A 20,298-nucleotide genomic window follows, 5' to 3' on the forward strand; every position below is an offset into this window, starting at 1 on the left:
GGAAGTCGTCTCCTCGTTCGCGGCGACGTCAGTACGCCGAGGCGTTGTCGACGTGGAAGTTGTAGAGCTGCCTGGCCGAGCCGTAGCGGGTGAAATCTGCTGGGTCGGCGTCGATTCCGGCAGCGGTGAGCAGTTGGGCGAGCTCGGCGAGGTGCTCGGCGGCCATCTCCTTCTTGATGCAGTCCGCACCGAGCGACGCCACGGTGCCCCGCACGTAGATCCGGGCTTCGTAGATCGAGTCACCCAGTGCCTCGCCAGCATCGCCGCAGACGACGAGGCGACCGGCCTGCCCCATGAAGGCACTCATATGGCCGATATCGCCGCCGACGACAATATCGACGCCCTTCATCGAAATGCCGCAGCGCGCAGCGGCATTGCCCTCGATCACGAGCAGGCCCGCGTGCGCGGTGGCACCGGCGGATTGCGAGGCGTCGCCCTGCACGCGCACCGTGCCCGACATCATGTTCTCGGCCACCCCGACACCCGCGTTGCCCGCGATGGTGACCGATGCCTGCTGGTTCATGCCTGCGCAGTAGTAGCCGACATGACCGTCGATGGTGACGTCGATGTCGTTGTCGAGTCCGCACGCCAAGGCATGCGCGCCGCGCGGTGCGGTGATCACCGAGCGGGCGGGCGCGTCGGCGGACTGCAACGCCTGATTGGTACTGCGCACGGTGGTCGTGCGCAGATCGAAGGTCGTGGCGGTGTCGGTCACTGACGGTGCCATACGTACACCTTTTCTGGTTCGGGCTCGAAGATTCGGGCGGAGTCGACGCCCGGCAGATCTGCCAGGGCGCGGTATTCGGACGCCATCGCCACCCAGCGGTCCGTCTCGGCGATGACGGCAGGCTTGCACGAGATGGCGTCGCGGACCACGGCGAAGGAGTCCTTGTTGGAGACCAGCAGTGTGTAGAAGCCGTCGAATGTCTCGTTCAGCATCAGCAACGCCTTCTCGAGATCGACGCCGTCGGCCAGTTGCTTTGCGACGAAACGCGCACCGACCTCGGTGTCGTTCTCGCTGTCGAACACGATGCCTTCGCGTTCGAGGTTGTGCTTGATGCTCATGTGGTTCGAGAAGGACCCGTTATGTACGAGGCACTGGTCGGGGCCGACCGAGAAAGGGTGTGAGCCCTCGGCGGTGACGGCAGACTCGGTGGCCATTCTGGTGTGCGCGACGCCTTGCCACCCGGACGCGTTCGAAAGCCCGAAGCGGTGAGCCAGCTCGGTGGGGTTGCCCATTCCTTTGAGGACGGCCACCTCGGTGCCGAAGCCGATGATCCGGGCGGTCGGTGCGAGGGCACGGACCGCGTCGAGCAGCTGTTCTGAGGTGACCGGCCCGTACACCACCGTGGTGGGGTCGAGGTCGAACGCGGTCACATCGACGCCGAGGCGACCGGCGAGTTCCGCCGCGAAATCTTCTGCTGTGACTGGGTTTTCGAGCAATGAGACGGTGGCGTGGCCGGCCGGTGACCAAGTCGGGTCGCCGTAGATGGACATGCCCGCCGAATCGGGTCCGCGGTCACACATCTGGTCGAGCATGCCGGTGAGCAAGGTCCCCAATTGGGGATACAGCGCCCGGTCACGTAGGTGCAAACCCACGATTCCACACATGTTGTGCTCCTCTTTCGTGACGGTCAGAAGGCGGTGAGGTACTGGTCGATCTCCCAGCGCGACACCGTGTTGTGCCAGGCGAAGAATTCCTCGCGCTTGAGACGCGCGAAATATTCGGCCACCCCGGGGCCGGCGATATCGAGGGCGCCGGTGAGTACGGAATCCTGTTCGAGCGCGTCCATGGCGTGCAGCAGGGTCATCGGCAACATGTCGCTCTTGCGGTCGCCGCTGCCCGGCGCGCCGGGATCGAGGGCCCGTTCGACGCCATCGAGTCCTGCGGCGACGGCCGCGGCAGCCGCGAGATACGGGTTGGCCGAGCCGTCGCCGCCACGCAGTTCGACCCGGTGCGAGTCGGGGACGCGCAGATAGTGCGTGCGGTCGTTGCCGCCGTAGGTCGCGAAACGCGGCGACCATGTGGCACCGCTGCTGGTGGTTGTGGCCCCCATGCGCTTGTAGGAGTTGACGGTCGGGGCGATCACGGCTTGCAGGGCACAGGCGTGCTCGAGTAGACCGGCGATGAAACCGTATGCGGTCGGCGACAATCCGAGACCCTTGTCATCGGTGGGATCGGGAAAGACCGCGCCGTTCTCGCTCCAGAGTGACAGGTGCATGTGCATGCCCGACCCGGTCCGGTCGGTGAACGGCTTGGGCATGAATGTGGCTTGCATGCCGCGCTTCTCGGCGATCACCGACAGCAGATACCGCGCGGTGATGACGCGGTCGGCGGTGATCATGGCGTCGGCGTAGTCGAAGTTCTGCTCGAACTGCCCGTTCGCGTCCTCGTGATCGTTGGCGTAGTTGCCCCAGCCCAGCGTGTTCATCGCGGTGGAGATCTCGGTGAGGTGGTCATACATTCGGGTCACGTCACGGGCGTCGTAGCAGGGCCTGCTGCTCAGATCGGACGCGTCGGCTGTGACGAGTTCACCCGCGGAACCGCGATTGACCAGGAAGTACTCGATCTCGGCACCGACGTTGACCGTGAACCCGAGAGCGGCGGCCCGTCGCAGTGTCTCCCGGAGGATGACCCGCGGCGAGTACGCCCAGGGCTTACCCGCCACGTGTGGGTCGCAGTGGACCAACGCCAGGCCGGGGCGAACGAACGGTATCGGGATGAACGACGACGCGTCGGGCATCGCGACGAGATCGGGATCCCCTGGCTGTTGGCCCATACCGCCCGCGGCATAGCCGGCGAAGCCGACACCGTCGTTCTCGAGTTGCCCGATAGCCTGCGCGGGAACGAGTTTGGCGCACGGTTTGCCACTCAGAGTGACGAACAGCGCGAGGATGAAAGTGGTTCCGGTGTTGTGAACCAACTCGGTCAGGGTCGGTCGCGGATCCAGGTTCGGGGGTGTGGCGGCGAGTGCCTCGGCGGTGTCGATGGCCATGTCAGGCTCCTACTCGGAATGGTCGAAAGGTGATGGGCCGATTCAGCGCATTTCGCCTGCGCCCTCGTAGGGGTGCGGGCTGAGCAGCAGATCGTTCTCGGCGAATCGGCTGTACCGGAAATCGAGGGGATCGACATTGGGCAGCGTCGTGGTTCCGGTGGTGAGCAGGTCGGCGACCAGTTCGCCGACCGCTGGGGAGATCTTGAATCCGTGGCCGGAGAATCCGGTCGCGAGGAACAGCCCGGCGACCGGCGCAGCGCCGATGACCGGGTTGTAGTCGGGCGTGACGTCGTAGGCGCCCACGTAGGAACTGGTGATACGTGGGTCGGGCATGTCGGGCAGACGCTTGTCGAGTTTCAGGATGGTCTTCTCGATGGTGTCTTCGTCCGCGCGGTTGACGAAGTTGTCGGGGTCGATGTATTGCGGTGCCTGGTGGTCCGAATTGCCCACCAGGAGTTCGCCGTTGGGTTCGCGGCAGATGTATTGCAAACCAGCCAGGTCCGACAGCACCGGTACCTCGGGTGTCGGTTCGCCTTGGTCGACCAGAACGAGTTGGGCGCGTTGAGCTTTGACGTCGAGATCGATCCCGGCACCGGCGGCCAGTGCGGGTGCCCACGGGCCCGCGGCCAGAATCACCGTCTCGGCGTGGACCTGGGTGCCGTCAGCGAGCTGAACGCCGTAGACCTCGCCGGCGTTGTGGGTGAGAAGGCCGGTGACCGTGATGGATTGACGGATCCTGACGCCGAGTGAGCGCGCCGATGCGGCGAAGGCCATGCCTGTCATGTAGGCCTCGCCGCGGCCACCGAGCGGTTCGTAGGCGAAGGCGGCGAAGTCGTCCAGGCGCATGCCCGGCCACAACTCCGCCATCGTGTCATGGCCGATGAAGTCGACGTCGATGCCGAGGCCGCGCATCATCGCGACGTTGGCCCGCAGTGGCGCGAGATTGTTCTCGGCGACCCCGACGACGTAGCCGCACTGCCGAAAAGCCATGTCGTCGCCGAAGAGCTCCGTGGCACGGGTGAAGATGTCGACGCCGTACCACGCCATCGCCGCCAGCGACGGGTTTCCGTAGTGACAGCGGACGACGCCGCTGGACTTGCCGGTCATGCCGGAGCAGAGGGTGTCGCGCTCGAGCACGAGAACATCGGTCTCGCCGCGGTGGGCGAGCGACCAGGCGATAGCGAGGCCTTCCAGGCCGCCGCCAACGATGACGTACTTGGCTGTTTGCTTCACGTTGCCCCGCTGGGTTTCATAATAGGAATCAGTGTTGTCTACTAGGAAACAGTTGTTGCATTACCGTTGTGTTACGCGCCGGTCAATCACGTGTGTCTAGGGCGGAGGGCTTGGGATTCGCCCTTGAGTCGGTACGGCTGTCGGTTTCCTGTAGATGGTCTATGTTTCATCGTGGCGCTTAACGAGAACGTCACCGCAAGGCGAACTGCTGAAATCTCGCCGTGGTCCACTGCTGGTGGACGATGATTCTCTATGGCAGACCACTGCCGAATGACCCTCTGAGGTAGACACAATGCAAGAAGCAATAGCCGCGGCGAATACCGCTTGGCTGCTCGCCGCCTTCGCCGCGGTGAGTTTGATGGTGCCCGGTCTCGCCATGTTCTACGGCGGCATGGTGAGCGTGAAGAACACCCTGAACATGGCGATGATGACGTTCGGCGCGTTCGCCGTCGTCGGCATCCTGTGGGTGCTGTTCGGCTATTCGGCCGTGCTGGGCAATTCGCTCGGCGGGTTTGGCCTGCTCGGCGATCCACTGGAAGCACTCGGCCTCGCGTCGATGCTGACGGCACCCGCCGTACCCGCGCTCCCGCCCGCGCTGGTTGCCGGGTTCCAGCTCCTGTTCGCTGCCATCACCGTCGCGCTGATCTCCGGTGCCGTCGCCGACCGGATGAAGTTCGGCGCCTGGATGGTCTTCGCGGGCATCTGGGCCACGCTGGTCTATTTCCCTGTCGCACACTGGGTTTTCGCGTTCGACTCCGCGGACGGCACGATCATCGGCGGCTGGATCGCCAACACGCTCGGTGCGATCGACTTCGCCGGCGGCACCGCGGTCCATATCAACGCCGGTGTCGCGGCGTTGGCACTGGTGCTTGTCCTCGGCAAGCGTAGGACGTTCCCGGCTCCGCCTCGCCCGCACAGCCTTCCGCTGACCATGCTCGGCGCGGGCATCCTGCTGTTCGGCTGGTTCGGCTTCAACGGCGGGTCCGCGCTTTCAGCGGGCAACAGTGCCTCGGTCGTCGTGCTGAACACGCTGGCCGCTGCCTGCGCGGGCATTTGCGCGTGGCTACTGGTCGAGAAGGTGCGTGAGGGGCACGCCACCTCATTGGGCGCCAGTTCCGGCCTGATCGCGGCATTGGTCGGCATCACCCCCGCCTGCGGCGCCGTGTCACCGATGGGCGCATTGGTCATCGGCGCGGCAGCGGGGGCGCTGTGCTGCCTCGCTGTCTCGATCAAGTTCCGCCTCGGCTACGACGACTCCCTCGACGTGGTCGGAATCCACATGGTCGGTGGCATTCTCGGCACACTGCTCATCGGTTTCATCGCCGATCCGAAGGCGCCCAACGGGGTCACCGGCCTGCTCTACGGCGGCGGACTGGATCTGCTCTGGCGTCAGACCGTCGCGGTTGCCGCGGTTGTCGCGTACAGCTTCATCGTCACCTGGTTGATCGCCAAGGCGCTCGACAAGACGATGGGCCTGCGCGTGCCGCACGAGAAGGAGGCCGAAGGGCTCGACGTCTCGGTCCACGGCGAATCGGCCTACACGATGGAGACGATCACCCTCGCATCCGTCCCGGCCGAGGAATCCGACGCAGTCGGAGCCGCCGAGGAGATCATCACCGACGCGGCGGCAGAAGCTCCGGTCGCAGGCCGCTGACACGCCCACGTGCCCCCTGTCGGCCGACCGCGGCAGGGGGTATTCGCTGTACGTATGGTTTCCTCAGAGGAAACTTCGGCCCGTTATGATCGACCTATGGCAGACCGACCGACCGTGCGCGACACCGGTGACCCCGCTCCCGTTCAGCGTGAGGTCATCGGGACCGCACCGACCGGAAACGACCTCGAGGAGGCGATTGCTCGACAGGTGCGATCGCTGCGTAAGGCCGCCGGACTGTCAGTGGGCGACATGGCCGACAAGGTCGGCATCTCCAAGGCGATGCTGTCGAAGATCGAGAACGCCCAAACCTCGTGCAGCCTATCGACGCTCGCGCGCTTGGCCGCCGGCCTCGACGTTCCGGTCACCTCGCTGTTCCGCGGCGCGGATACCGAACGGGAAGCTGTGTATGTCGAATCCGGTCACGGGGCGGTGATCGTCGGCCGCGGCACCAGGGTCGGTCACCACTACGAACTGCTCGGTGCGCTGCGCGGTCAGCACAAGCGACTCGAGCCGGTTCTCGTCACGCTCACCAATGCCAGCGAGGTCTTCCCCCGCTTCCAGCACGCGGGCACCGAACTGCTGTACATGCTCGAAGGCGTGATGGTCTACGGCCACGGGGACGCCGAATACACGTTGCGGCCCGGTGATTCGCTCCTGCTCGACGGCGAGGGCATCCATGGCCCGAACGATCTCGTTCGGTTGCCGATCAAGTTTCTCGCGGTCACGGCCTATCCCGACAACCACGAGTCGTGACACTGTCCCGCCGTGGCGTACGACAGGGCGGTTCGACCTTCGCTACAGGGCGAGTGCTCTACCACTGAGCTAAGGAGGGGTGTGAGCCCGACGTGTTACCGAGGACCGTGCGGGAACTAGATCAAGGCCGGGTGCAGGCGTAGTCGCGATTGAACGAGCCGGCGCTTCCGGTGCCGGTGGGGAGGTTGCGGGTGGCGTCTGCGTATGCCTGATCGGGGTTCGCCCCTTTACCGAAGGCCAGGATCGGGAACCCTGCGACGATCGCGAGCGGACTCGTCACGACTGCGCCGCAGCCGTTCGCGAACGTCACCGTCATCCGGCAGTCGATGATGCCTTGACCCTTGCACGCTCGGTCGGCGGCTTGAATGGCGTCGGCTTCCGTCGGGTGGTTGACCGAAAACGCGTAGACATTGCCCCACACGCTGAGGGAAGCGGCGCCCCAGTTGACCGGGTCGGCGGCGGCGGGCGGTGCCGCGAGGACGGCAGCGGCGCTCACCGAGAGCGCGGCAGCCGCAAAGGACTTGCTGAACATGTGGTGTGTGCTTCCTCTGCGCGCCGACCAGTGCGGCGATCGCATGGAAGATACCGCAGTACATGGACGCGGGGTCGCCCCAAAAGTCTTGGGGTCACGGCAAAGACCGTCACGAACTGCGGCGTTCGTGACGGATCTGCAGTTGTTGTCGCGAGCGGCTTCGCATTGGATAGACCATGAGTTGTTCAGCGGCAGGCAGGCGGTCGGATGAGTCAGTACTACGAGCTGGACGGGACCACGCTGTGGAATCCCTCGAACGGCGCTTCACGGCTGTTCTTGAACCAGTTGGGATTCTTCGAGGAGGAACTCGGTGTTCCCTCAGGGATCGGTCCGATGGAATCGGACGCGTGTGAGGTCACTCCTGTTGTGCTGGAAGGGTTTTTGGCGACGGTTCTAGCCTGGCGTGGCCGTACTGGTCACGCTGTTGTACAGGCGCTGTCCGACGGGTTTCTCGCCACATTGTTGGTCATCGCTGAGCGGGCGGGCATCACGATGTCTTGGGCTGCTCTGGTCGGCTGTGGAACGGGTGGGACAGATGGCGTTCAGGTTCGTTCAAGTCCATCATCCGGCCGCGGCGGCGAGTACGAATGGAGCGCCACTGTTCGTGAGCACGCGCGTCAGCTCGACAGCTTCATGGCACGATAACGCGACCGGCCGCACAATAGTCGGCATGACGTGGGGTGCTGTCCAATTCGCGATCACCAATCGAGCGGTGCCGAGATTCGGGAGCAGAACCAGGCGGCGGTGGCGCGTGGCCGATGACGGCGGTGGCGGCCTGGTGGCCCGACACAAAAAGCCCCTGACCGACGGAGAGTACCCGCTGTTCAGAGGCTATTTATTGCTCCCCCATCTGGACTCGAACCAAAACCTGCAGCTCGAAATACGTTGTGTCCCAACATTTTTCATTGATTCTCAACACGGCCTATCACCTGGGTATTTGTTGTTCAAGGCGTTCCCATTGCTGCCCAGCACATCCCGATACACCCCGTTGATTCCGTGTTGTGGTTCGAGTCTCGCGTTGTGGCGGCGAGGCTGTTACGGCTCTGGGAGCTCAGTCCCGGGTCGCCTCAGGTCGGGATGTCAGCCCTACATTGCCACGGGCCGATGGTGTATACCGTGGCGGCTTCGACCGGCGAGATATCGCGAGTAGTTACGGCAAACCGCGCCGCGGCCGCGGTAGCGGTGATCATGCTGTCGGCGGTGCCGATTGTCGGCCCGGCGGCGTGAGCGGCCGACATCAGGTGGCGTAGTGCGCGGTGGCTTCGATGTCGTAGGCCAGAACGCGACGGGCGGATGCCGGCAGGATGTGATTCTCCAACCAGTCCGTGTACTCGTCGTGGCGTCGCCTTATCAGCATCGCCGCGATACCGTCACGGAGTTCGCCGACGGTGACCGCCGACAGATTGTTCATCTCCGCCATGCCCTTCGGATGTTGGAGCCACGCTGGTGTCGGAGGGCCCGGCTACTCTCGCGCGCCATGGATCCTTCTTCCGCACACAACGCCGGACTGATCACCGCGATGGAATCGTTCGATGACCTGGAGCAGCGACACATCGAGCAGGCCCTGCACTGGCTCGCTGGAACGGCGGACATCTACCGGCGTATTCCGCCTGCGACGCCGTCACCACATTTGGTGTCCTACGTGGTGCTGGTCGACCCCGATGAGCGTGGAATCTATCTCGGGCTGCACCGCAAGTCCGGTCTTCACCTTCCGATGGGCGGGCATGTGGAGCCGTTCGAGCAGCCGCTCGCCGCGGCGCAACGGGAAGGCCGCGAGGAACTCGGCGTCGACCTCGGATTCGATGTCGTCGGTGACGGGCCGCTGTTTCTGGCTGTCACGCCCACGGTCGGCAAAACTGCTGGGCACGTTGATGTTTCGCTGTGGTTCGTCGCACGTGGCGATCGTGCCGACCAGTATGACCTTGATCCGGACGAGTTCGTCGGTGGCCGTTGGTGGGATCTCGACCCGCATGGTCTACCGGAGTCGGACCCCCACCTTGGTCGGTTCATTCGCAAACTCGATACGGTCCTGCAGTCGAGGATCATGCGATGAGTCCTCTGGTGGTGATCCGCGGCAATTCCGCTTCGGGAAAGTCCACGACCGCCGCAGCCGTTCAGGGCCGATTCGAACGCGGACGGTGCGCGGTGGTGTCGCAGGATGTGGTGCGGCGGAACATGATCCGGGAGCCAGACGAGCCGGACGGATTCAACATCGAGTTGATCGAGCAGATCGCTCGGTGGTGTTTGGATCGGGGGATGGTGGTGATCGTCGAGGGGATCCTCGACGCCCAGCGGTATGGGGCGATGCTCGGCAGGCTCGCGGATTCGGTGGATAGATCCCTGTTCTACGGTTTCGATCTCACCTTCGACCAGACCCTGGCTCGTCATTCGGGGCGCCCGCTGTCGGCGATCGTTGCGCCCGAACAGATGGCTGCGTGGTACCACGGTTGGCAGCCGCTGCCGTTCGTCGAAGAGGTTCGTATCGACGCGAACTGGACTCTCGATGCCGTGACGGATCGGATCTATCGTGATATCGGACTTTGCCGGAACGGGATCAGCTGATCGGTGACTGTGGGGGCGGCCGACAATGCAACGGTCGGCATCGGTGCCTGGCGTGCGGTCACGGAAATCGGGTCAGCGTGTCCGCTGTCGTTCATTCGTACTCGACTCCGTGACGGCAATACGAATTAAGTGGCACGTGCTGCGGACGGCGGCGATATCGACGAGGTCGCGAGGGAGACCGCCGAGGGTGCTGATGACTCCGGCGCAGGCGAGTTCGAGCAGAGGCTCCGTGGGGAAAGAGTCTTCGCTGGGCCTGGACAGCATCGTCTCTCCGCAGGCGCGGCACTAATCGAACGTGCCTGCCCGCGAAGATCTGGCCGCGCAGGTCTTGGTCGATGCCACCGCGGTGCTCGGGGCGCCGTAGTGGATGTGGTCGCGCATGACGATGATTGTGGCATCGGTACGCGGGTTGAGTCATCCGATTCCTTCCGATGAGGGGTTGTCTGTCTAGAGGTCGGGGAGCTCGTCGTCGCCGGTCTACTGATGCGGTGACGCTGGACACATCGATGACGTGGTATTCGCCGTGAGTGGGTTGCAGATCGCCCGCTCGCCGCCGGGCCGGCACCATATACAGTCCTTACCTGCATAGATAGGTGCTGGTAGGGAAAATTGTGTGGATTGCTGCCAATGTGCTGGAGTGTCCACGGGGCGAAGGGAGTCGACTCATTGACAGGCCTGCTCGCCGAGCGCGCGGGTGGCCGCTGGAAGGAATTCTTGTGATCATTTCGACCTGGGGCCGGCGGGCAATGGTGCTCGCGCTTCCGATTGCCGTCGGGACGGCCGCTGTGGGGATCGCCTCGGCAGCACCCTTGGAATCGGCGCCGGTGCAGGCCTCGGCCGCTGCGGTCGGCCAGCCCGCCCTAGTTCTGCCGCCTGTTCCTGGGATCCCTGACCCGTTCGTAGACGGCCGTCCGACCAGCGATGCCGTGACTTTCGGAGCGGTCGAGGGTGCCTTGCTCGGTGGTGGGCTCGGTGGGGGCGCGGGTGCCGTGATCGGTGGCGTTCCATTCATGGCGACCTCGATCGCCGGCGGTCTCATCGGCGGCGCGATCGGCTGCACCGTCGCCCCCGGCCCGGGCTGCTTGGTCGGCGGTGCGATCGGTCTTGGCGTCGGCATGGCGGCTGGCGGGGCATTGTTCCTGCTCCCCGCGGCAGCGGCGGGCGTCGCATTGGGCGCGGCGGCCGGCGGCGCCGCGGGTGCGTACGCGGGTGCGTACGTTGATTCGGTCCTGCCGAAGTGATCGCGGTTCCGCGCTGGAGTAGGGCCTGATCCGCTGGTGGCGTGCGCCCAATAAGACCGTGGCGAATTCGGCAGCTCGATAGCAAGCGTGGTTGTCGGTGACGATCCGCTTCAGGTAGACGGTCCCGTGTACATGGAAGAACGCTCGTACGCGATCTATGAACCCTGCTGCCGTCGAGGCTTTTTCATCACTGAGGGCTGCGGTGTAGGCGAGTCGGGAGTAGCCGTCGACCGCAGAGCAAGTAGACGTATCCGGCCTTTACGCTGCGTCTATTGGCGGCTTTGGTCGCCGTCCCTGGCAGCGTGGTGGAGCGGTGTCCTACCCATTCGTCAAGCTCGCTCATCTGGGTTCGGCTCCCGTCGTAGGTCGGCTCTTGATTATCCCCTCGACGTGCGCGTATGGGTCCGTTGGTGCCTCGCTGGCTAGCCTCCGCGGGGATGTGACGTTGGATTCTCGGTCTTGGACCACCTTCGGCACGTTCGTTATTGTGGCTTACGGAATGGTGTCCGAGGGGAGGGTGTCAGCGGACATGTCGGTTGTCGATGTCGATTCTGCGCGGTTGAAGTCGGAGATCGCCGCGTTCTATGCCGGGTTCGGGGTGCCGAGTGAGCTGTCGGCGGCGTTCGAGTCGTCAGCGCTGTTGGTGCCGTTGATCGGGCCCGAGGACCGGGTGTTCACGATCGAGTCCGGGGGGCTGGCGTGGTTGTGCGCGTTCACCGGAGTGCAGGAATACGCACGGTTCATGACCGCGCGGGGTGTCGGTGCCGATCAGACCTACCGGTTTCATACCTTTCTGGGGCGGCGGTTGCGGGAGTTCGCCGCGGATCTACCGGAGCCGACCGGTGTCGCTGTCGACATGCTCGGTGCGGCGCCGATGGCGTTCCCACCGGAGATCGCGGACGAACCATCGACGGATGGCGAACACGGCTGATGGCCGATCTCAATGTCGACCCGGCCCTGCTGACGCAAGCCGCGACCGGCATCAACGCCATCATCAGCGAGCTTTCGGAGCTGGGTGTCGGCGAGACCGGCGCGGTCGGGCGCGGGTTCGCGCAGTTGACGATGTCGGCGATGGAGGCAGGGACCGGCAACGTCCAAACGTGCTTCGAAACCTTCACTGAACGCTGGTCGTGGGGCGTGCGCGCTCTGGTGCAGTCGGGTAACGAGATCGCCAAAGTGCTTGATTTGTCGGCGGGCCGCTACAACGAGATGGATGAGCAGATCTCAAACACCTTCAAGCAGATGTTCACCCACCTGGCGGGCAACCCTCACCTGGGAAAGGCCGACATCGAGGCGATGGACTGGGGCCAGGTTTGGGACAACAGCAACTTCAATACCGCCAGACAACCCGAGTACAGCGCGGAATCATTCGGTAAGGCGTTCTCGCATATGGGTGACAACGTGTCGATGTTGGGCCAGGTCGGGCAGTATCTGGCCTCTGATGACGTGCCCGAACAATCTGGCCTCGGGGACATGTTCCTGGCCGATACCGGGGCAGCGGCGAAGGCAGCCGAGATTCAACAAGCACAACTCGCGGCTCGTGGGGGGAAATAGTTCGTGGGTCTCGGGGACTTCATCAACAGTGTCGGCGACAAGATCGAAGACGGGCTGGAAACCGCGACCGAGAAGGTCGGTCAGGCTTACAACACCGTCCTCGATGCCGAGTCCAAGGTCGCGAAAGCTGTTGGCGCTGACGGGTTGTCGAGCTGGCTCGATGATCTCGGCGACAAGGTCGTCGACGCGACCGGTGGCGCGGTGCCGGAGAAGCAACTCGGCGAAACCACTGATCCCAAGGAACTGATCCGGGGCGAGCCGGCCAAGATCTCTGAGGTCAGCGAGCACCTGGGCAAGATCGGGACCGCGATCGACCAAACCGGTGACGCGCTCCGCAAGATCGATGTCGCCGATTGGTCCGGTGATGCGTCCTCGGCGTTTCACGAGGAGTTCGCCAAACAGCCGAAGCTGTGGTGGGACGGCGCCGACGCGATGGGCAACGCCAAGCGCGCGCTGGATGCCTGGTTCCACGAGGTCACCGCAGCCCAAGCCAAGGCCGCAGACGCGATCGCGAAATGGGAAGCCGCCGATCGCGAGGAGCGGGACCGTAAGAACGCGTGGAATGCTCAAACCGACGAGCAGCGTAAGGGTAAGAACCTCACCGACACCTGGACTGACATCCGCAACGAGGCTCGTGCGATTCTCAATGGTGCTCGTACCCAACGCGATAACGCGGCCAACACCGCGGTCGCCGCGATCACCGCCGCGACCGAGACCGCACCGACCGAGCCACCGTTCCTGTCGCGGTGGGGAAGCAATTTCGAAGACTTGAGTGCCGCGTTGGATCACGCGAGGTTGAATTTCTCGTCCGGGTTGTTGACTTCGTTGACCGGGATGGTGCAGTTCGTGCGGGCGATCAACCCGTTCGATATCTACAACATGACCCATCCGGCCGACTATTTGTCGAAGATGTCGGATATGAGCACTGGGATGGTGCTCGCGGCGGCGGATCCGAAAGCGACTGCGTCGGCGATGCTCGCGGGGTTCAAAACCAATCCGTCTGAGGCGTTGGGTGCGCTGACCGGTGACGCGTTGACCACGCTGGCGACCGGTGGTGCTGGTGGCGCGGCGAAAGCTGCTGCTACGGTGGCGAATCGGGCTGACGATGTCATCGGAGCAGCCAATACTGGGCGCAACGTTCTCGACAACGCTGCCGGTTCCGCAGGCAGAAATGCGCCTGAGCCGCCCAGCGCCCCGACCCAGCCGGCGAGCGTGCCGGACAGTCCCTCGTCGCCGGCCACGAATCCCGCAGGGAACGCCGGTGATTCGCCCGCGCCGAATCCACCTTCCACCACACCCGATGCGCCGACGGCGAACCCGAGCGGGCAAGGGGGAGAGGCCGCGCCGACCAATACAGCCGGTACTCCGTCGGAATCTCCTAATCCGAACCCTGAATCGGCCCCTGAGACCCCGCGAAATCCGGACAACGATTCTGTGGTCCCGAACAACAACGCGCCCGAGTCTCCCGAGAACACACCGCCACCGAACGGCACCGATGAACCATCATCGGACAAGCCGACTGCCGATACCGATAAGACCGAGCCGAGCCCGGAAACCCCTGCCACACGCTCGCCCGACGGAAACGATTCCTCCCCGAACCCGAATCAGAACGACGACTCCCCGACCCACCAAGACGGTGACAACGGACCCTCCGACACCGAGTCCGGCAAACCCGCGCCCGACAACAGCGGAAATCTCGACGGCGACGGCGACGACGGGACCAACCCGGGCAGCCACAACGGGGATGCCAGCACTCCCGATCAGAACGGCAACGGACCCGAACCCGCGCCCAGACCGATGCTGGCGGAAACGGGCAAGAAGGCGTCGGCGATACGGCCCAGAAGAATCCACCCGAGACCGACTCCACCCGAGATCAGACCACCGAATGCCGTGACCCAGTCAACGCCGCCACCGGTGAATTCCTGCTCCCGTTCACAGATCTCGACCTGCCGGGCATCCTCCACCTGGCACTGAAGCGGGCCCACCATTCCAACTACCGGTTCGGGCGCTGGTTCGGACCATCCTGGTCGGCCACGCTCGACATGCGCGTGGTCGTCGAACAGAACTGTGTCACTGTTGTTTTCGAAGATGGAATGTTGCTGCCATACCCGCACGCGGAAGTCGGCGTGGGAGTCGAACCGATTACCGGCGGCCAGCGCTGGAAACTGACCCGCACCGACGTCGGCGGCTACCGACTCTGGGATCCCGACCGAGAGCTGGTCTGGCACTTCGCTCCCGAACCAGCCCTCGACGGACTGGATACTCTCCTCGGCAATTTCGCGATCTCCGCGATCACCGACCGACACCACAACCGAATCAGGTTCCACTACAACACCAACGGTGACCCGACCGAAGTCACCCACTCCGGTGGCTACCGCGTCGTGCTCGGCACCGCGGACGGACGCGTGACAGCAATCTCGGTCGCTGGTGAGGTGAACGGTTGCGAGACTCTCACCCGTGTCCGCGAATTCGGCTACGAACACGGCGAGCTGACCACCGTGGTCAATGGCGTCGGGGGTACCACCCGCTTCGCCTACGACGCTGAGAATCGAATGCTGTCGTGGACCGATTCCAACGGCAGCTGGGTCGCTAACACCTACGACGAATCCTCCCGCGTCATCGCGCAACGCGGCCTCGACGGTGTTATGAACGCGGACTTCGAATACCTCGAACTAGGTAACGAAACCGGCCGCCTCACCCGTCTCACCGATTCCCGCGGTGGGGTCACGGGATTCGGGTTCGACAATGACCTCCGCCTGCGCGACTTGCGCGATGCCGACGGCGGCCGCCGCCACATCGACTACAACGCTGCCCGCAAACCACTGGCTGTGACCGAACCCGACGGCGCGGTCACCCGCTACGCCTACACCGACAACGGCAACGTGGCGACGATCACCCGCCCTGACGGCACTGAAATCCGCATCGACTACGCCTACACAAACCGCCCCGCCACCGTCACCAACCCAGATGGCACAACCGCAATTCGGGAATGGAACAAAGCAGGCAATCTCGTTGCTGTCACTGACCCCGCGGGCGCCCGAACCGAGTACATCCATAGCGCGTGTGGCGCGATCACCGAGATCCGTGACCCGGATGGGGCGATCACCCGTATCGAGGTCGATGGCGCAGGTCTCCCCATCGCGGTGACAGACCCATACGGTGCAACTACGGCAATCCGTCGAGACCCTTTCGGCCGCACTGCGGAGGTGACCGATCCCCTCGGACATGCCACCCGTTACGAGTGGACGCCTGAAGGACGAACCGCTCGTCGTGTCGATCCCGACGGATTCGCAGAGTCCTGGACTTACGACGGCGAAAACAACCTCCTCACTCACACCAATCGCAACGGCGGCGTCACCACCTACACATACGGTGGCTTCGACACGGTCACCGCCCGAACCGACCCTGACGGTTCGACCACTCGATACCTGTACAACACGGAACGCCAGCTGACTTCCGTCATCAACCCACTGGGCCAACGCTGGACCTACGATTACAACCTCGCCGGGCGCTTGGTGTCAGAGACTGATTACACCGGCGCCACAACCACATATACCCACACGGTCACCGGTCGCGTCGCGACCGTCACACCAGCGACCGGAATCACCCGCCATCACCGCCACGACATCCTCGGCAATCTCACGTCCATCACGGCAGACTCCGGTGAGTACCTCGCCTACACTCACGACCTCGCGGGCCGAGTCCTCACAGCCACCAATGGCACCGACGAGACCCCCACCCACACCCTCGAATTCACCTACACACCAACCGGTCACGTCGCGACACAGAAACTCGACGAACAACCGCCAATGGTCAACGACTACGACCACCGCGGGCGGCGAATCCGGCGCACTAGCCCGACCAGTTCGGTCACTACCTGGCGCCACAATGCACTCGGTCAAGTCACGGCGATGGACGTCGACGACATCGGGATCTCGTTCAGCCACAACCGCGCTGGTCGGCTCACTGGCTGGCGGGTCGGCGAAGTGCAAATTGACCGAGCCTTCGCCCCCAACGGCTATCTCGCGACCCAAGACGTCACCGGCTTCCCCGCCGCTACCTTCTCCCTTGACTTCGGCGATACCCCAACTGCCCGCCCCGACCCGTTCGCTATCCGCCGCGACGAGTATGCCTACCGACCCGACGGCTTTCTCACCCACCACACCACGATTCGCCCCGAGACCGATGTCTCTCATTCCATATACACCCTCGACCCCATCGGCCGCGTCAACACCATCACGCGGAACGACATGCTCACTGAAGCATATGAATACGACTCTCTCTCCAACATCACTACCAGCCTCCCTACGTCGGATGGGTCCACGAAACCTCCGACCACAGCCGTCCGACGGGAAGGCCGCGAATATCTTAGCAACCTCCTAGTCAAAGACGGCCGGAACCACTACTACTACGACCCTGCGGGTCGTCTCATCCGTAAAGTCACCACGAGAATTTCCCGCAAACCGGCTGTTTGGCATTACCGTTACAACGCCTTCGATCAACTCTGTGACGTTTATACGCCGAACTGCGAATGGTGGAAATACACGTATGACGCATTTGGGCGCCGCACTAGCAAGCAGCTGATTGTTGACGAATCTGCAATCAAGCGAATCGATCACATCTGGGATGATGCCTCGCTTATTGAGGAATCGAATGAGAAGGCAACGCTTCGATGGCAGTACTTGCCGAGTTCGACTACGCCAATTGTCCAGACTGCAGACTCTGCAGTCTTGGCGATCCTCAGCGATCGTGTCGGCTTACCGACCGAGCTCGTCGACGTTCACACTGGCCGTATACAAGCGAGTGCCCACACTGAACTGTGGGGCGAAACGGAGTGGCGCGGGCAGGGGGCGACTCCACTGCGCTATCCAGGTCAGATATTCGATGACGAAACGGGACTGCACTACAACGTATTCCGAATGTACGATCCGACCACCGGAAGATATCTGACTTCTGATCCGCTCGGGTTGTCGGCAGCCGACAACCCGAGCAATTACGTCTCCAACCCAACCCGGTGGGCTGACCCGCTCGGGCTAATGCCGGATGAGTGCGAAAAGGTCACGGTATATCGGACGCAAGATACGAATGTGCCTCAAACTCTTCGGCTCGACGTGGATGCCGCTGGCGGGGTAACGCATTCGGGCTCCGGTCAACTCTATTTGAACATGACTGGAGATCCTTCGCATAGTCTCGGTTTTAAAGGCAATCAAATCGTAGCTTTTGATGTTCCGCGATCCTACGTAGATGGAATCGCCGCCGACTCACTGCCGCAGCGAATGCCATCCGATTGGCCAGGCACGCGACGGGAATGGAATCTAGCGAGGAAGTCGGCGCCGGATCGTTCCGATGCCCCCGGTCTGTACGGGTTGCCTGGCGGCTACATTTCAGGTCTAATGGACGCGATAATACCTGGTAGTGGCAGAATTCTGTGACAGGAGTCGACAATGGGTGAACGTGGCAATTCGGATGAGCTTGCTAGGATTTCTTCGCATCCGTTGACCAAGCCTACTGCGATCTTGGCGGTGTTCTTGGTACATCCAGCTGTGAGTCCTGAGTTGTATATTGAACGATTGCGAACACTGATTTCTGCCGCCGTCGGCATCGCTCAGAGTGTGAATTTTGACGAGGATTCGGACATTGCTCTCGACTCGTTGCCTGAATGGTTTCGAACGACAGCGGACGTAGCGAGCAGCGAGGGCGCTCGGAACTACGTCGATACAGGCCTGGGTGATATCTGGGATCCGGAAGAGTGGATCTACACTTTCGACCCGGACCTGCGTGCGTGGACTTGGTGGGACGTTACAGTGCGAGCCGATGGCGTGGCTGTATGGGTTGACACTCTTGGTGAGGCACACATTCCGCATGAGGAACTGCTGTGGGCGTTATATGTCTCCGGCGCCGAACGGGTAGATCCCCTGTGCATGGAAGATGCCGCCGTTTGGGTAGAGGAAACCTGACAGTCTCAAGGTCTCAAGGGGCCGTCCCAATGGATAAGAAGGCCTTGGAAGGTCTAGTCGCGGAGGCGATTTCCCGAGGTACCGTAGCGCCGAGCCTGTTCAGCAAAGTGCGCAACGCAAACGAAATAAGTATGCTGCCTGTGTCGAGGTCAATTCTTTTTCGTATCTATAAGAGAAGGTTGAAGCATGCACGCGGAAACCCTGTTCTCTTGGAGTCAACAGAAGAGTTGGTAGATTTCCTTGCCGACTATCCGAACGATGAGCTGCTGATGATAGACGTAGCTGATCATGATGACTGTCATGCCTTCCTGCTCGCTAGTCGTGAAACCTCCAAAGTCCTGCACTGGATGCGAATGTTCGGTGAGCGGAGCCCGGCAACCGGCGCCGAATAGTTACAGGTGGCGAAGCTCAGCTCCGTTTAGAATCGGCACACCACCATACCGAGCATAGAGGTAGCGCCGAGCGGTCGCTTCGGACATCCGCGGATTCAAGTCGGTAAACACGTACAGGCGCGTAGATCCGACTGGAAGTCGTACGTGTACCTTTCCCGAAATGAAATGGCGGTCTCATAGTTGTCAGGCGGTTTCATGTGGTCAACTCCCCCTCGACCTCGCGGCTGGATGCCCATATCAAGCGCATCGCGCTCAACGGCCACCGCGAGAAGGCGCGCCGTCAGCGAGTCATCCTGTCAGAGATGATGGGGATGGCCGTCCGGCATGACGCGATCGACCGCAACCCCGTCCGTGAGGTCGCCGACCTCCCGCGCAAACACACCAAGCCCCGTTCCGCCGACATGGCGACCCTTGCCCAATTGCGGGCTCAGCTCACCGATTGGGTCAATGGCGCTCCACTCGACGGATCGGCGGGCTATACGTACGGTCCCAAGCGCAACAAGCGAGTCCTCGATGTCGTCGACGTCGAACTCGGTACCGGTCCACGCCCGGTCGAAACCCTGGCACTCCGCTGGTCCGAAGTCGACCTCGAATCACAGCCCCCGCGAATCACCTTCGCGGGCACAATCGTTCGTCTCAAAGGCAAGGGTCTGATTCGCCAACCACGAACCAAGACCGATTCGGGCTATCGGACAGTACTGATCCCGCCATTCGTCGTCGAGACCCTGCGCCGTGTTCGATCCGAAGCGGTTCCCAACGATCTCGACTTGGTGTTCCCCAACCGCGACGGAGGCATCTGGGACCCGCACAACTTCAACCGCTTGTGGAAGCAGGCCCGGGGCGAGAAGTTCGCCTGGATCACGGCCAAGACCTTCCGCAAGACCGTTGCCACAATGATCGCGACCGCGCACAGCCCCGAGGACGCAGCCCGCCAACTCGGCCACTCAGGCGACGCGGTGACCCGCCGCCACTACATCGATCAACCGACTCAGGCTCCCGATTTCACGGAGACTTTGGAGCGGCTGAAACGATGAAAGTGTGACGTTTCCGTGTCATGATGACCCCGAAAAGCAGAAAACCAGGGTCAAACGATGACGTTTGCCCTGGTAGATGCTCCCCCATCTGGACTCGAACCAGAAACCTGCCGTTGTTCGTTCGGGTTGTTCCTGTGGTCACAGCTGGTCACTGGCAGTCACCACGCGCGACCTACCTGCGGATATAGCGAAACATAATACATTGGCGTCCACTGTCGATCACGCGCAGTCATTCCGAAATCTTGGGATATTTTTGGGATGGGTCAAATCTGCCGCACAGCGCCACTCGTTCGATCCCCGGCTGAGCTCATATTCCGTTTCCCTCCGTTGGCTGAATTGTCAGGTCCCGAACCACGACGGTCTCGACAAATAACGTGAGCGCAGGGGGTA

General features: G+C 62.8%; 19 protein-coding genes and 1 pseudogene. 13 read left to right on the plus strand and 7 right to left on the minus strand.

What is annotated here, in order from left to right:
• Positions 1-28 precede the first annotated feature (28 nt).
• Genes ACQHI0_RS02665 through ACQHI0_RS02680 form a run of 4 tightly spaced genes read right to left on the minus strand, consistent with a single transcriptional unit; the run spans position 29 to position 4,229 of the window.
• Positions 29-727, minus strand: a complete 699-nt coding sequence (locus ACQHI0_RS02665; protein ID WP_427906341.1) for a protein glxC — start codon at positions 725-727, stop codon at positions 29-31.
• Entirely contained in the window at positions 712-1,611 is a 900-nt protein-coding gene (locus ACQHI0_RS02670) for a class II glutamine amidotransferase (protein WP_427906342.1), read from the minus strand. The genes ACQHI0_RS02665 and ACQHI0_RS02670 overlap by 16 nt, the downstream gene beginning before the upstream one ends.
• Before the next feature lie 23 nt (positions 1,612-1,634).
• Positions 1,635-2,996, minus strand: coding sequence for a type III glutamate--ammonia ligase (glnT, locus tag ACQHI0_RS02675; RefSeq protein WP_427906343.1), 1,362 nt, complete (start codon positions 2,994-2,996; stop codon positions 1,635-1,637).
• A gap of 42 nt (positions 2,997-3,038) precedes the next feature.
• Positions 3,039-4,229, minus strand: coding sequence for an NAD(P)/FAD-dependent oxidoreductase (locus ACQHI0_RS02680; RefSeq protein WP_427906344.1), 1,191 nt, complete (start codon positions 4,227-4,229; stop codon positions 3,039-3,041).
• A gap of 292 nt (positions 4,230-4,521) precedes the next feature.
• Between ACQHI0_RS02680 and ACQHI0_RS02685 the strand changes: the two genes are divergently transcribed.
• Both ACQHI0_RS02685 and ACQHI0_RS02690 read left to right on the plus strand, forming a co-directional pair.
• Positions 4,522-5,883, plus strand: coding sequence for an ammonium transporter (locus ACQHI0_RS02685; protein ID WP_427906345.1), 1,362 nt, complete (start codon positions 4,522-4,524; stop codon positions 5,881-5,883).
• 96 nt (positions 5,884-5,979) lie between these two features.
• Positions 5,980-6,636 (plus strand): helix-turn-helix domain-containing protein, encoded by a 657-nt coding sequence (locus ACQHI0_RS02690; RefSeq protein WP_427906346.1) that lies wholly within the window; start codon positions 5,980-5,982, stop codon positions 6,634-6,636.
• Positions 6,637-6,757: 121 nt separating this feature from the next.
• Here the strand turns inward: ACQHI0_RS02690 and ACQHI0_RS02695 are convergent, their stop codons facing one another.
• Entirely contained in the window at positions 6,758-7,168 is a 411-nt protein-coding gene (locus ACQHI0_RS02695) for a DUF4189 domain-containing protein (RefSeq protein WP_427906347.1), read from the minus strand.
• Positions 7,169-7,375: 207 nt separating this feature from the next.
• On the opposite strand from ACQHI0_RS02695, the gene ACQHI0_RS02700 reads away from it, so the two are divergent.
• Positions 7,376-7,813 carry a DUF6086 family protein gene (locus ACQHI0_RS02700; protein WP_427906348.1) on the plus strand — a complete coding sequence of 146 codons (438 nt, stop codon included), beginning with the start codon at positions 7,376-7,378 and terminating at the stop codon, positions 7,811-7,813.
• Between the two features lie 592 nt (positions 7,814-8,405).
• Here ACQHI0_RS02700 and ACQHI0_RS02705 read toward each other — a convergent pair.
• The gene (locus ACQHI0_RS02705; protein WP_427906349.1) at positions 8,406-8,588 is read right to left on the minus strand and encodes a hypothetical protein; all 183 of its coding nucleotides are present in this window, start codon (positions 8,586-8,588) and stop codon (positions 8,406-8,408) included.
• 57 nt (positions 8,589-8,645) lie between these two features.
• Here ACQHI0_RS02705 and ACQHI0_RS02710 point away from each other — a divergent pair, with 57 nt between their 5' ends.
• From ACQHI0_RS02710 to ACQHI0_RS02720, 3 genes are all read left to right on the plus strand, one after another.
• Positions 8,646-9,221 carry an NUDIX domain-containing protein gene (locus ACQHI0_RS02710; protein WP_427906350.1) on the plus strand — a complete coding sequence of 192 codons (576 nt, stop codon included), beginning with the start codon at positions 8,646-8,648 and terminating at the stop codon, positions 9,219-9,221.
• Positions 9,218-9,730, plus strand: a complete 513-nt coding sequence (locus ACQHI0_RS02715) for an AAA family ATPase (protein WP_427906351.1) — start codon at positions 9,218-9,220, stop codon at positions 9,728-9,730. Before ACQHI0_RS02710 ends, ACQHI0_RS02715 begins: the two co-directional genes overlap by 4 nt.
• A 716-nt stretch (positions 9,731-10,446) precedes the next feature.
• Positions 10,447-10,971 carry a hypothetical protein gene (locus ACQHI0_RS02720; RefSeq protein WP_427909395.1) on the plus strand — a complete coding sequence of 175 codons (525 nt, stop codon included), beginning with the start codon at positions 10,447-10,449 and terminating at the stop codon, positions 10,969-10,971.
• Positions 10,972-10,986: 15 nt separating this feature from the next.
• Here ACQHI0_RS02720 and ACQHI0_RS02725 read toward each other — a convergent pair.
• Positions 10,987-11,230 (minus strand): annotated as a pseudogene (locus tag ACQHI0_RS02725) (DDE-type integrase/transposase/recombinase); the annotation flags it as partial.
• A gap of 270 nt (positions 11,231-11,500) precedes the next feature.
• Between ACQHI0_RS02725 and ACQHI0_RS02730 the strand changes: the two are divergent.
• From ACQHI0_RS02730 to ACQHI0_RS02760, 7 genes are all read left to right on the plus strand, one after another.
• Positions 11,501-11,902, plus strand: coding sequence for a hypothetical protein (locus tag ACQHI0_RS02730; RefSeq protein ID WP_427906352.1), 402 nt, complete (start codon positions 11,501-11,503; stop codon positions 11,900-11,902).
• Positions 11,902-12,525: a hypothetical protein gene (locus ACQHI0_RS02735; protein ID WP_427906353.1), complete on the plus strand. Its 624-nt coding sequence runs from the start codon at positions 11,902-11,904 to the stop codon at positions 12,523-12,525. Before ACQHI0_RS02730 ends, ACQHI0_RS02735 begins: the two co-directional genes overlap by 1 nt.
• Before the next feature lie 3 nt (positions 12,526-12,528).
• Positions 12,529-14,499, plus strand: coding sequence for a putative T7SS-secreted protein (locus ACQHI0_RS02740; protein WP_427906354.1), 1,971 nt, complete (start codon positions 12,529-12,531; stop codon positions 14,497-14,499).
• Positions 14,472-17,957: an RHS repeat-associated core domain-containing protein gene (locus ACQHI0_RS02745; protein ID WP_427909061.1), complete on the plus strand. Its 3,486-nt coding sequence runs from the start codon at positions 14,472-14,474 to the stop codon at positions 17,955-17,957. Before ACQHI0_RS02740 ends, ACQHI0_RS02745 begins: the two co-directional genes overlap by 28 nt.
• A 12-nt stretch (positions 17,958-17,969) precedes the next feature.
• Positions 17,970-18,482 (plus strand): hypothetical protein, encoded by a 513-nt coding sequence (locus ACQHI0_RS02750; protein ID WP_427906355.1) that lies wholly within the window; start codon positions 17,970-17,972, stop codon positions 18,480-18,482.
• Positions 18,483-18,511: 29 nt separating this feature from the next.
• On the plus strand, positions 18,512-18,874 hold the full coding sequence (locus tag ACQHI0_RS02755) for a hypothetical protein (protein WP_427906356.1): 363 nt from the start codon (positions 18,512-18,514) through the stop codon (positions 18,872-18,874).
• 197 nt (positions 18,875-19,071) lie between these two features.
• Positions 19,072-19,908 carry a tyrosine-type recombinase/integrase gene (locus ACQHI0_RS02760; RefSeq protein ID WP_427906357.1) on the plus strand — a complete coding sequence of 279 codons (837 nt, stop codon included), beginning with the start codon at positions 19,072-19,074 and terminating at the stop codon, positions 19,906-19,908.
• Positions 19,909-20,298 lie beyond the last annotated feature (390 nt).

It is taken from the genome of Nocardia sp. FBN12 (assembly GCF_050320175.1).
GTDB lineage: Bacteria > Actinomycetota > Actinomycetes > Mycobacteriales > Mycobacteriaceae > Nocardia.

Bases quoted from the DNA above. Each gene is read 5' to 3' on its own strand.
- ACQHI0_RS02665 (WP_427906341.1), bottom strand. From the start codon at position 727: ATGGCACCGTCAGTGACCGACACCGCCACGACCTTCGATCTGCGCACG.
- ACQHI0_RS02670 (WP_427906342.1), bottom strand. From the start codon at position 1,611: ATGTGTGGAATCGTGGGTTTGCACCTACGTGACCGGGCGCTGTATCCC.
- glnT (WP_427906343.1), bottom strand. From the start codon at position 2,996: ATGGCCATCGACACCGCCGAGGCACTCGCCGCCACACCCCCGAACCTG.
- ACQHI0_RS02685 (WP_427906345.1), top strand. From the start codon at position 4,522: ATGCAAGAAGCAATAGCCGCGGCGAATACCGCTTGGCTGCTCGCCGCC.
- ACQHI0_RS02690 (WP_427906346.1), top strand. From the start codon at position 5,980: ATGGCAGACCGACCGACCGTGCGCGACACCGGTGACCCCGCTCCCGTT.
- ACQHI0_RS02695 (WP_427906347.1), bottom strand. From the start codon at position 7,168: ATGTTCAGCAAGTCCTTTGCGGCTGCCGCGCTCTCGGTGAGCGCCGCT.
- ACQHI0_RS02700 (WP_427906348.1), top strand. From the start codon at position 7,376: ATGAGTCAGTACTACGAGCTGGACGGGACCACGCTGTGGAATCCCTCG.
- ACQHI0_RS02705 (WP_427906349.1), bottom strand. From the start codon at position 8,588: ATGGCGGAGATGAACAATCTGTCGGCGGTCACCGTCGGCGAACTCCGT.
- ACQHI0_RS02710 (WP_427906350.1), top strand. From the start codon at position 8,646: ATGGATCCTTCTTCCGCACACAACGCCGGACTGATCACCGCGATGGAA.
- ACQHI0_RS02715 (WP_427906351.1), top strand. From the start codon at position 9,218: ATGAGTCCTCTGGTGGTGATCCGCGGCAATTCCGCTTCGGGAAAGTCC.
- ACQHI0_RS02730 (WP_427906352.1), top strand. From the start codon at position 11,501: ATGTCGGTTGTCGATGTCGATTCTGCGCGGTTGAAGTCGGAGATCGCC.
- ACQHI0_RS02735 (WP_427906353.1), top strand. From the start codon at position 11,902: ATGGCCGATCTCAATGTCGACCCGGCCCTGCTGACGCAAGCCGCGACC.
- ACQHI0_RS02750 (WP_427906355.1), top strand. From the start codon at position 17,970: ATGGGTGAACGTGGCAATTCGGATGAGCTTGCTAGGATTTCTTCGCAT.
- ACQHI0_RS02755 (WP_427906356.1), top strand. From the start codon at position 18,512: ATGGATAAGAAGGCCTTGGAAGGTCTAGTCGCGGAGGCGATTTCCCGA.